Source organism: Kitasatospora acidiphila, from assembly GCF_006636205.1.
Taxonomy (GTDB): domain Bacteria; phylum Actinomycetota; class Actinomycetes; order Streptomycetales; family Streptomycetaceae; genus Kitasatospora; species Kitasatospora acidiphila.
Genome location: NZ_VIGB01000003.1, coordinates 6,961,998 through 6,973,563, shown reverse-complemented (window position 1 = coordinate 6,973,563; position 11,566 = coordinate 6,961,998). Strand labels below are relative to the sequence as shown.

The following is an 11,566-nucleotide window of genomic DNA, read 5'->3' as shown; positions in this document are numbered from 1 at the left end:
GGGAGAGATCCTTGGTAGAGCTGCGACTGCTCGGCACGGTCGACATGGTGGTGGCGGGGAACCGCAGCAAGCTCGGCCCAGAGAAGCTCCGCTGCCTGCTCGCTGCACTGGCCGTCGACATCGGGCGGCCACTCTCCCTCGACACGCTTGCAGACCGGCTCTGGGCCGACCAACTGCCCACCGACCCGGCTGCGAGCCTCTATCCGCTGATCTCGAAGCTCCGGCGCGCCCTCCGAACCGGTTCCGAGACCGAAGGACCCGCCACGCCTACCGTCTCGATCGGCAGCCATGGCCACGCCTATGTCCTCGAAAGCGATCCGCATCAGGTGGACTACCACCGGTTCCGCCGACTCGCCAACCAAGCTCGCGCCTACGCAGACCAGGGCGAAGACGAGCAGGCCATCGCGCTGATGACCGCAGCCGAAGCGCTCTGGCAAGGAGACCCACTGGCCGGCCTTCGCGGCGAGTGGGCACAAGGCGCCCGCGCCGACATGCACGCCACCCATCTCTGGGCCGCCATCACCCGGGCCACCATCAGCCTCCGGCTCGGCCGGTTCTCAGACGTGATCCCCGAACTCTCGCCCTTGGCTGCCCTCCACGACACGGATCAGGTGCTCACCGCCCGTCTGATGGCCGCCATGTACGGCGCCGGCCGCCAGTCCGAAGCCCTGGCTCTCTATCAGCGCGCCAGACGCACTCTGCAGGAACGCCTGGGTACCGACCCGGGCCGCGAGTTGACCTGGCTGCACGAGCGCATCCTGGCCGGCGTACCAGTCTCCGAGCTCCTCCCCCGGCCACCGGTCGGCCGCACGCCGGTCGCACCACCGGTCGGCCCCACGCCGGTCGCACCACCGGGCGGCGCACCCGCCGCACCCCGAACCTCCGACTCCATTGTCGCGGCGCCGATCTGGCTGGCCGCCCCGAACAACCTGCCCACTCTTCGTCCCCTGGTCGGCCGCGAGCAAGAACTGGAGCGGGCCACCGACCCCGCACTGACCGGCCCGCGCGTCATCAGCGGCCTCGGCGGCACCGGCAAGACCAGCCTCGCCGTGCATGCGGCAGTCCAACTGCGCAGCCGATACCCGGACGGGCAGATCCTGGTCGCCCTGCACGCCCACTCGGCGACCCAGCGAACGCTCACACCACAGGCCGTACTCATCGCTCTGCTGCGAGCCTTCGAGCTGCCACCACGAAGCATCCCGACCGAGCATGAGAAACGCATCGGCCTTTGGCACCAATTGCTCGCCGACCGGCAATGCGTAGTCGTCCTTGACGACGTCGCCGGCGCGGACCAGGTGCGCGAGCTACTGCCGATGGCCTGCCGGTCGCTAATCCTGCTGACCAGCCGCCGCGGACTCCACGAACTACCCAGCGCCCACCACATCGTGCTGGACGCGCTGCCCGTCAGCCAGGCGACAGAGCTCTTCCGTTCGCTGGTGGGACCGGAGCGCGCAAACGATCCCGCCCAGATCGAGGAGATCGTCCACTGCTGCCTCCGGCACCCCTATGCCGTCGAACTGGTCGCCACCCGCTTCAAAACCCGATCGAGCTGGACCCTTGAGCACCTACTGCAACGGTTGCGACACAGCACCCGACTGCTCGACGAACTCCATGACACCGGCCGCGATCTGGCACCGATCCTCGAACTGTCGTACCGCTCGCTATCCGCTGAGCATCAGGAATCGTTCCGGCTGCTAAGCCTCTATCCAGGCACCCGCTTCGACCAGTTCGCCGCCACAGCATTGCTCGGCAGGTCACTGACCGCCACTGAACGGGCCCTTGAGGAACTGATCGAAACCCATCTGCTGCAGGAGCCCGTTCCCGAGAACTACGCGTTCCACGACCTCATGGCCGAGTTCGCCGCGGGGCTGGAGCATCGGACCGACCCCGGTGCCACCGAACAGGCCGCACTGTCACGGCTGATCCGGTTCACCATCGACGCGGTCGATCGGGCCGATCGGATGCTCTACCCCCACCGACTCCGTCTGGACATCCCTCCTGAGCTCACCGCGACCGCCTGGGCCCGTTCATGGCAGGAACCGGCCGCCGTCCGCGACTGGCTGTCCAGCCGACTCAGCGAACTACTCAGCGTGCTCCGCCATGCCGCCGACAGCAGCCGGGGTCTCGTTCCGTCGGCATCAGGAGAAACGGCTGTACCGGCAGGCCGTGAAGCTGCCTGGCTCACCCATGCATTGGGGGGCTTCCTTGATGCCGAAGGATTCTGGGCAGAAGCCATCACACTCCACAGCGAGGCCGCCGAATACTGGCATACGGTGGGCGACGGCCGTGCCGAGACACGAGCGCTGCTCGACCTGGTCGCCGTTCACGGCCACTTGGCGCAGTTTCCACAGGCGGTGGCGGTCAACCCTCGAGCTCTGGCTACTGCCAGGCAGGCCGGTGATCTGGAAGGGATCGCCGAGGCCACGTCCCAAGCCGGTGTGCTGAACGGGAAGGCCGGCGACTTCCAGGCCGCCCTGAAGTCCCAGCAGGCTGCCCTGGCGATAAGCCTGAGTTACGGCAACTCCCGGCAAGCGGACCGGATCCGCAACAACATGGGCATCATCATGATCTACCTCGGTGACCACGAGTCGGCCATCGCGCTGCTGGAGGAGTCGCTGGTCGGCTTCCGTCAGATCGGCAACACCCGACTGGAAGTGACCGCGCTCAGCAATCTCGGTCACCTGCTCGTGGAGAAGGGCGAGATGGCCTCAGCGCGGGCGGTGCTGGAACGCTGTCTCACCATCGGCGCACCGATCATGCCTGCTCATGAACTGGCCGGTGCTCAAATGAACCTGATCGCAGCCCTGGATCTACCCGCTGACTGGGAGCGGGCCCACCACCTGGCGAGCACCGCACTCGACGTCTTCCGTCGTGCCGGCGACCGCTGGGCCCAACTTGAGAGCCTGATCATCATCGGTGACCTGCTCCGCCGCGCCGGGCGGCACCGGGAGGCCATCTCCTGGTACCAGGAGGCATTGCCGCTTGGTACAGCCCTCGGCGCGGACCACGGATGTGCCATGGCCGCCCGCGGACTCGGCACCGCCGAGGCGGCCGTCGGACAACTGGAAGGCGCTCGCCTCCACCTCACGGCAGCGGTGGAAGTGCTACACCGGCTTCGCCATCAGCACGAAGAGGCAGAAGCACTCCAAGCGCTCGCAGACCTGCTGACGCGGCTGGGGGAGCATGGGGAGGCTGCGAGGGCCCGGAGTTCCGCGAAAGCGATCCTTCAGGGGTGAGGATCCGGACTCTGGCCAACCGCTGATCCTGGAAGCGTGAGGTCGGGACCGTGTGCCGCCGGGCCCGCCGACCTCGCCAGATCGCCGATGCTGTCGAACGGCGCCTGAGGCTCCCGTACCGCCTGGATCTGGCTGACGGCCGCTTGGCCGCGACCGCCCTCACCTTGGCAGGCACGGTTGAGCCCGCGGGCACTGCCTCGCTGCGGCAAGCTACTGGATCAAGCAGCCGCCGGTCCAGCGAGCGGCCCTGGCTTCACGCTTTCGGGGCCCATTAGCACCATCCGCCACTCGGGCCTCGCAGGGCCTGCATGTCATCGTGACCAGCAGCAACGTGCCTGGACTGCCCCTGACTTGGTGGTGGCACTTTGAGTGCCATAGAGTGCCATGTGATCAACTGACTATCGGACATATGGCAGAGAGGCATCGGTAACCTTTAGATGTCCATGCACCACGGCGGCGACCAGAATCACCCCCGCACCAGCACAGACCCGTCGTCGCATCCGCACCAACCCGGCCGGGCCGGCGGCCACCTGTCGGCCCGACGACGCACCAAGCCCTCCCCGGGCCTTCCGACGCTGATGGTCGGCATCGCGGCGTCGGTACTCATCGCAGCTTGCTGGATCCCCGGCTGGATGTGCGGCCCTCGCACGGCACAGAATGCGGTGAGCAGTGGCCCCGGATTCGGGCTCGGTGGTCGCGCTCAAGTCGACTAGTCCGCGTGGTCGGCCGGATTACCCCCGGCCGACCACGGCCACCGGCCCCTCCTGCCCGTCGGCTCAACGGGCAGGGCTAGCCGCCCGCTTGCACGCACTCCCGCCCCGGGCTCCTCTCGCGGCCGCGACTCCAGCCCGCCAGTGCCAGGCACGCCAGCCCAGCGGCGAACTCCAGCGCCGTGCTCAGCGGGAAGGTGCCGCCGGTGGCGAAGCCGGAGGTGGCCCACCGGGTGAGGGCGACGGTGGTCAGGGCCAGGCCGAGGGTGAGGGCGGCGAGGCCGGCGGGGCCCACGGGGGCGGTGGGGCGCAGGGCGGTGTGGAGGCGGGCGAGCAGGCGGTTCAGTGGGGTGAGGGCGGCCAGGAGCAGGGGGAGCAGCGCGGCGAGCAGGAGCAGCCAGGGCAGGCGCAGCAGCCACCAGGGGCTGGAGCCGTAACTGGGTTCGGGGGCAAGGTCGGTGAGGTAGAGGGCGGCGGCGAGGGCGAGCACGGGCACCATGTGCCAGAGGTAGAGGGTCATGCTGGTGCTGCCCAGCGGCAAGACCAGGCGCCAGATCCGGTCGCGCGCCAGCAGCCGCCGGGCCGGTGGGGCCAGCAGCAGGCACAGGCCGGTCTGGGCAACTACCCAGGCGAGCATGGCGGGTGAGGGCGGGTTGGTGTTGCTCACCGCCTCCCCCGTGACCAGGATCAGGCTGACCGGGTACGGCCCGAAGCCGACCAGCAGCGCGAAGGCCGCGGCGCCCGTCGTCAGCAGTGCGGGCGCAGTCAGCCGGTGCCCGGTCAACTGCCCGTCGTGCCAGCAGAAGCCGAGCTGGTACGCGGTGCCCCAGACCAACAGGTAGTTGAGCGGGGCCAGTTGGGTGTGACCGAGGAGCAGGGAGGCCGCACCCAGGGCCACCGGCACCAGCACACCCCACCTGCGATGTGCGGCGTGCAGCAGCGGAGTTGCGGCGCTGAGCAGCAGGTAGACCGGCAGGAACCAGAACTGCATGCCGAGCGCCCAGCCGACCAGCGCCAGGGTCGGCCGGTCCACCCCGAGCGCGGTGCTGATCCCGACCGCGAGCAGGACCAGTGCCGCGTACCCGGCGGTCGGCACCAGCAGCCGCAGGGCTCGTGACCGCACCCAGCCGCCTGCGGACTGGCTCCGGCCGGCCCAGGAGCCGGCCGCCGCATGGCCACCGGCGAGGAAGAAGAGCGGCATGATCTGGAATCCGAGGGTCAGCCACTGGGTCCAGGGGATGGTCGCCAGCAGCTCCGGTGCCGTGATGGTCCCGTCGGGTGCGCGCACCAGCCCGGTGATCAGCCAGTGGCCGAGCACCACCAGGCAGATCGAGAAGGCGCGGAGGAAGTCGACGTACCGGTCTCTACCCATGGTGCGCATGCTGGCCCGCGCACCGAGCCGCGCACCGACGATTCGAACACCTGTGACTGTTCCGTGGCCGGACCGTGCACTCTCGGGCCGGGTATGCGGGGCTCAGGCGAGCCAAGGGCAAGGCAGCCGCAGCAGCTCCAGTGCCCGGTCGGCCACCGCCTGCGCATGCGGTGGCACACCGCCGTCCACCAGGCCGCGCGTCAGCTGCACATGGAGCGCCTGGAGGGTGGCGAAGATGTTGAACGCCCAGACGGGAACCGGGCCGGGCCCGCCGCCCTCCAAGGCCTTGGCCGGCACGTCGAGCCAGCCGGTCGCCTCCGCCTCGGTGAGGCCGGGCTCCAGCAGGATGCCGGCGATCGCCCGGGCCAGGCGGGCGTCCTCCAACTGGAGGTACCGCTGTTCGGCGTCGACCGCCGCGATCCGGCGGGCGCAGAGGTCGAGGATGTCGGCGCGGTGCTCGGGGAGCGCACGGGCGAAGGCGGCGGCCGCGTCGGCGCCGTGGGCGACGGCATGCAGCCAGCCGAGGCGGTCGTCCCAGCCGCGGGCGTCGGGCTCGGCCGGGTACCAGCGGGCGAAGGCGGCGTACCAGCGCTGGACGGTGGCCTGGTCGACGGCGCCGGGCATCTCCTGGCGTCGTGTCAGCACGCACCGCAGCACCAGCGGCGCGAAGCTGCGCGCCTGCACCTCGGGGTGGTCGAACCGCGCCACGGCGGCCTCGCCGAGTGCGGTCAGCTGCCCGTCGAGCCGGCCTTCGCGAACCCACTGCGCGGTGGCGGTGTAGCCGTGGTCGTCGCGCACCACCGGGTCGGGCGAGCTCAGCATGGCCGCCAGTTCGTCGATGAGCTCCCGCACGGGGGTCTCAGTGGGGAACGGGAACCCGGTGGTGGCGAGACGGGCCCAGTCAATCCGCGCATGCGGCAACGCGTCAGCCCCCCACCTGGCTACCATGACTCTTTGAGCCATGTTTGATGGAGGCTCACATAACAGTCCCTGTAGGGATTATACCGCCAGCAAGGAGATCCTGTCAATGACGGAGCTCGACCAGGAGCAACGGTTCGTCACCACCGCCTACGCCCGCCTCGACGCCCTGCGTGCGCAGACCGCCATGCGTCGTGACCAAGCGCTCGCCCAGGCCACCGGCTCCCATCAGGCCGCCGCCGAGCGGGAGAGCACCGCGGTCGAACTCGGGGCGCAGCTCGCCGCCCTGGACGCGGTGGAGCAGGGACTCTGCTTCGGCCGCCTCGACCTGACGGATGGCCAGGTGCACCACATCGGCCGGCTAGGGCTGCGCGCGGACGACGAGGACCACACCCCGCTGCTGATCGATTGGCGAGCCCCGGCCGCCCGCCCCTTCTACACCGCGACCGCCCTGCGCCGCGACGGTGTGCGCCGCCGCCGGCATCTGACCACCAGCGGCCGCCGGGTGGTCGCGCTCCATGACGAGCAACTCGACCAACACGAGCAGCTCGACCGACTCGACCTGGTGGACGCCGAGTCCGCCGTTTCCGGCGAGGCCGCCCTGCTGGCCGCCGTCACCGCTGACCGCACCGGCCGGATGGGCGAGATCGTGGCCACCATCCAGGCCGAGCAGGATGCCGTGATCCGCGCCGACCACCGCGGCGTGCTGGTGGTCCAGGGCGGTCCCGGCACCGGCAAGACCGCCGTCGCCCTGCACCGCGCGGCCTACCTGCTGTACACCCATCGCGACCGACTGGCCCGTCGGGTGGTGCTGATCGTCGGCCCCAACCCCGCGTTCCTTCGCTACATCGAGCAGGTGCTCCCGTCGCTCGGCGAGACCGGAGTGCGGCTGGCCACCATCGGCGAGCTCTACCCGGGCCTGACCGCCACCGCCGCCGAAACCGCCGAGGCAGCCGAGCTCAAGGGCCGGCCCGCGATGCTGGACGTGCTGGCGCGGGCGGTGCGCGACCGCCAGTGGGTCCCCGAGGAACCCCTGCAACTCCCCTTCGAGCGGCAGCCCCTGCCGCTGACGCCCACCGCCTGCCGCCGGGCCCGCGATCTGGCCCGGGCGAGCGGTGAACTGCACAACGCGGCACGACCGTTGCTGGAGCGGGAGATCGTGGCGGCGCTCACCGAGCAGTACGTCCGGCGGATCGGCGGCACCGGCCTGCTGGACGAAGGCGACCTCGCCGAGATCCGCCGGGACCTGCGCGCCACCCCTGAGCTCAAGCAACTCCTGGACCGGCTCTGGCCGTTGCTCACCCCGCAGCGGCTGCTCACCGAGCTGTTCGGCGACCCCGGCCGAATCGCCGCCGCCGCACCGGAGTTCACCGCCGCCGAGCGCGCCCTGCTGCACCGCGCGGCCGACCACGGCTGGACCCCGGCCGACGTCCCACTGCTCGACGAGGCCGCCGAGCTGCTCGGCGCCGACCTCGCCGAGCAGGCCTCGGCCGCTGCCCGCGAGGCGGACGAGCAGCGCCAACGCCTGGAGTACGCCCAGGAGGTGCTGGACATCGCCTACGGCTCCCGCTCGGTCGACCTGGACGGCGGCGAGGAACTGCTGTCCGCCTTCGACCTGGTGGACGCCGAACGGCTGGCCGAGCGGCACCGCACGTCGGACCTGCGCTCCCCCGCCGAGCGGGCCGCTGCCGACCGCACCTGGGTGTACGGGCACATCATCGTGGACGAGGCGCAGGAACTCTCGGCGATGGCCTGGCGGTTGCTGATGCGCCGCTGCCCGAGCCGCTCGATGACCCTGGTCGGCGACCTCGCCCAGACCGGTGACCGCGGCGGTGCATCCTCCTGGCAGCGGGCGCTGGAGCCCTATGTCGGCACCCGCTGGCGACTGGCCCCGCTCACGGTCAACTACCGCACGCCCAGCGAGATCGCGCGCCCGGCGGCCGAGGTGCTTCGACAGCTGGACAGCGCCGCGACACCGCCGCGCGCGGTGCGCGACGGCGACATCGAGCCCTGGTCCACCCTGCTGGCCGACTCGGCGGCACTGGGCGCGCTGGTCACCGCGGCGACCCGATTTCCGGGCCGCTGCGCGGTGATCGTGCCGCGGGCCCTGCGCGGGAAGCTGCGCCTGGACCCCCGGGCTGCGGTGCTGACGGTGGCCGAGGCCAAGGGCCTGGAGTTCGACACCGTGCTGACCCTGGAGCCGGCCGCCATCCTGGCCGAGTCGCCGCGCGGCCTGAGCGACCTCTACGTCGCCCTGACCCGCGCCACCAAGCGGCTCGCCATCGGCTACTTCACCGAACTGCCCGAGGTGCTGGCCGACTTGCCGGATCGCACGGCGGCTCCGCACTGGTGAATCGCGCGCGGGTAAGGCCAGCACCGCACGGGTGAGGCCAGCACCGAACCGATGAGGTCAGTACCGCATCCCCATCACCGTCAGCACCTCCCCCAGGGTGCGGTCCGCGATCTCGTTGGCACGGGCGTTGCCGCGGGCCAGGACGTCGCGCAAGTAGGCGCGGTCGGTGGCGATTTCGGCGCGGCGCTTGCGGATGGGGCGGAAGTAGTCGTTGACCGCGTCGATGACCTCGGTCTTGAGTCGGCGGGCGCCGCCGTCGCCGATGTCCTCGGCGAAGCTGCGCGGGTCGCGGCCCTGGCAGAGCGCGCCGAGCAGCAGCAGGCTGGCCACTTCGGGCCGGCCGAGCGGGTCGTAGGCGATCCGGCGGTCGGCGTCGGTCTTGGCGCCCCTCAGCAGGGTGGCGGTCTCGTCCTCGGTGGCGCCGAGGGAGACGGCGTTGCCGCGGCTCTTGCTCATCTTGCCGCCGTCGGTGCCGAGCAGTCGCGGTGCCGCCGACAGCAGGGCCTGCGGCTCCGGGAAGAGCGGCGAACCCGGTTGCGTGTAGCGGGCGTTGAAGCGGCGGGCGATGGTGCGGGTGGCCTCCAGGTGGGGCAGCTGGTCCTGGCCGACCGGGACCAGGCCGGGCTTGCAGAACAGGATGTCGGCGGCCTGGTGCACGGGGTAGGTGAGCATCAGCCCGCTGACCGCGGACTGCCGGGAGTGCGCGATCTCGTCCTTGACGGTGGGGTTCCGCTGCAACTCCGAGGCGCTGATCAGGCTGAGGAAGGGCAGCAGCAGCTGGTTGAGCGCCGGCACCGCGCTGTGGGTGAAGATCACCGCGCGTTCCGGGTCGATCCCGATGGCCAGGTAGTCGAGCACCAAGCCCTCGACGTACTCGGCGAGTCGGTCGGCCGTGTCGCGGTCGGTGAGCACCTGGTAGTCGGCGACCACGATGAAGACTTCGGCGCCCTCGGACTGCAGGCGGACCCGGTTCTGCAGGGTGCCGAAGTAGTGACCAAGGTGGAAGGGGCCGGTGGGCCGGTCGCCGGTGAGCACGCGGGGGTGGGAGTGCGGCATCGGTTTTCTCCTCGTCATCGGGTGGGCGGCCGACCGGCGGCGGCCCCGGCGAGGATCACAACGAAGGGCCGTCCGTCCGGACGACCCTGGGCATGGTGGATGCGCGGCCGTCCTAGGACGGCCACCAGCTGAGGCAGAGCAGGCGAGTGCGCATGGGCCCTACTGTAACGCGTCCCGCGCGGTTCAGGGGACCGCTGCGTGCCGTTCACTCGCCGGGAGGGTGGGACGCCCTACCGTGAGCGGTCATCGGCGACCCGGAAGCGAGGACATCCATGGACCAGCCCAGCGACGCCCCGACCGAGCAGCACCAGGGCGGCACGGTGACCCGGCGCAGCGCCCTGCGGTTGACCGCGGGCGTGGGCGGCGCCGCGCTGGCCGCCGCACCGCTGCTCGCCGCCACTCCGGCGGCTGCTGACGATGCGTCAGCCGAGGGCCAGGGCCAGGGTTCGCCGCTGCTGCTGACCCGGCCCGAGTCGCTGGGGCTCCGGCCGTGGAGGGCCTCCACCTGACCTTCGGCGCGGATCCGACCACCCAGATGACCGCCTCCTGGACCACGGACGGCCCGGTGCGCCGGCCCCGCGTTCAACTGGGCAGTCTTGAGGGCGGGTTCGGCCGCACCGTGGACGCCGAGACCCGCACCTACGTGGACGGGGTGAGTGGCCGCACCGTCTACACCCACCACGCGCGGATGCAGAACCTGCGCCCCGGCTGCTACTACACCTATGCCGCACTGCACGACGGCGGCCGCCCGGACGCGGGCACCTTCCGCACCGCGGGGCGCGGGCGGCAGGCCTTCACGTTCACCAGCTTCGGCGACCAGGCGGTGCCGATCACCACCTGGCAGCCCGACGGCAAGGGTGGCTACACCTCGGTGCCAAGCGGCATCGCCTCGCCGGCCTCGGCGGACATCGTGGCCGGCATCGAGCAGGTCGACCCGCTCTTCCACCTGCTCAACGGCGACCTCTGCTACGCCAACATCTCCCCGGACCGGCTGCGCACCTGGCAGGGCTTCTTCGCCAACAACACCCGCTCGGCCCGGTTCCGGCCGTGGATGCCCGCGGCGGGCAACCACGAGAACGAGAAGGCGAACGGGCCGATCGGCTTCTCCGCCTTCCAGACCCGGTTCGACCTGCCGGGCAACGGCGGTGACGCCGAATTCGCGGGGCTGTGGTACTCGTTCACGGTCGGCTCGGTGCACGTGGTGGTGCTGCAGAACGACGACGTGGCCTACCAGGACGCGGGCGACGCCTATGTGCACGGCTACAGCGGCGGTGCCCAGCAGGCCTGGCTGGAGAAGGACTTGGCGGCGGCCCGGGCTGACCACTCGATCGACTGGGTGGTGGTCTGCATGCACCAGGTGGTGATCAGCTCCTCCGACGCCAACGGTGCCGACCGGGGTGTCCGGGAGCACTGGGGGCCGCTCTTCGACCGGTACCAGGTGGACTTGGTGGTCTGCGGCCACGAGCACGACTACGAGCGCTCGCTGCCGGTGCGCGGCGTGGTGTCCGGTTCGGAGACGCTGACCCCGAATCCGGTGGCGACGGCGACGGATGTGATCGACACCTCGCAGGGCACGGTGCACATGGTGTTGGGCGGGGGCGGCACCTCCTCGCCGACCAACGGCAAGTTCTTCGGGCCCGGCAAGGCCAAGGTGATCACGGGAGTGGGCCCGGTCGGCGGCAACGGCAAGCGCACGCCGGTGTACGTGTACGAGGACGCGCCGTGGGTCGGGGTGCGCGATCTGGACCATTCGTACGGCTTCGCGGCCTTCACGGTGGACCCCGGCGGCCACCCGGGCGCGACCACCAGCATGCATGTGACCTACTACACGGTGGCCCAGCCGGACGGGAAGATCAGCCCGTTGGAGAACTTCGTGCTGCACCGCAAGCGCTCCGACGGTAAGTAGACCTCCTTCTTCACC

General features: G+C 70.8%; 7 protein-coding genes. 4 read left to right on the top strand and 3 right to left on the bottom strand.

The features are described from left to right. Nucleotides 1-11 precede the first annotated feature (11 nt). A complete protein-coding gene (locus E6W39_RS33040; RefSeq protein WP_181799555.1) occupies nucleotides 12-3,236 on the top strand; it encodes an AfsR/SARP family transcriptional regulator in 3,225 nt (1,074 codons plus the stop codon). Nucleotides 3,237-4,025: 789 nt separating this feature from the next. Here E6W39_RS33040 and E6W39_RS33035 read toward each other — a convergent pair. Beyond that, on the bottom strand, nucleotides 4,026-5,318 hold the full coding sequence (locus tag E6W39_RS33035; protein ID WP_141636614.1) for an acyltransferase family protein: 1,293 nt from the start codon (nucleotides 5,316-5,318) through the stop codon (nucleotides 4,026-4,028). Nucleotides 5,319-5,420: 102 nt separating this feature from the next. Then, nucleotides 5,421-6,170, bottom strand: coding sequence for a DUF2785 domain-containing protein (locus tag E6W39_RS33030; protein WP_181799554.1), 750 nt, complete (start codon nucleotides 6,168-6,170; stop codon nucleotides 5,421-5,423). 175 nt (nucleotides 6,171-6,345) lie between these two features. Here E6W39_RS33030 and E6W39_RS33025 point away from each other — a divergent pair, with 175 nt between their 5' ends. Then, nucleotides 6,346-8,589, top strand: coding sequence for a HelD family protein (locus E6W39_RS33025; RefSeq protein WP_220140296.1), 2,244 nt, complete (start codon nucleotides 6,346-6,348; stop codon nucleotides 8,587-8,589). A 57-nt stretch (nucleotides 8,590-8,646) separates the two neighbouring features. On the opposite strand, the gene trpS is transcribed toward E6W39_RS33025, so the two are convergent. Next, entirely contained in the window at nucleotides 8,647-9,645 is a 999-nt protein-coding gene (gene trpS / locus E6W39_RS33020) for a tryptophan--tRNA ligase (protein ID WP_228718461.1), read from the bottom strand. 272 nt (nucleotides 9,646-9,917) lie between these two features. Here trpS and E6W39_RS33015 point away from each other — a divergent pair, with 272 nt between their 5' ends. Together E6W39_RS33015 and E6W39_RS33010 are read left to right on the top strand one after the other, a co-directional pair. After that, complete coding sequence (locus E6W39_RS33015; RefSeq protein ID WP_141636611.1) at nucleotides 9,918-10,154, top strand: hypothetical protein; 237 nt, start codon at nucleotides 9,918-9,920, stop codon at nucleotides 10,152-10,154. Beyond that, nucleotides 10,136-11,551: a purple acid phosphatase family protein gene (locus E6W39_RS33010; RefSeq protein WP_141636610.1), complete on the top strand. Its 1,416-nt coding sequence runs from the start codon at nucleotides 10,136-10,138 to the stop codon at nucleotides 11,549-11,551. The genes E6W39_RS33015 and E6W39_RS33010 overlap by 19 nt, the downstream gene beginning before the upstream one ends. Nucleotides 11,552-11,566: the final 15 nt, after the last annotated feature.

Coding starts and splice junctions, on each gene's coding strand:
- E6W39_RS33035 (WP_141636614.1), bottom strand. CDS start 5,318: ATGGGTAGAGACCGGTACGTCGACTTCCTCCGCGCCTTCTCGATCTGC.
- E6W39_RS33025 (WP_220140296.1), top strand. CDS start 6,346: ATGACGGAGCTCGACCAGGAGCAACGGTTCGTCACCACCGCCTACGCC.
- trpS (WP_228718461.1), bottom strand. CDS start 9,645: ATGCCGCACTCCCACCCCCGCGTGCTCACCGGCGACCGGCCCACCGGC.
- E6W39_RS33015 (WP_141636611.1), top strand. CDS start 9,918: ATGGACCAGCCCAGCGACGCCCCGACCGAGCAGCACCAGGGCGGCACG.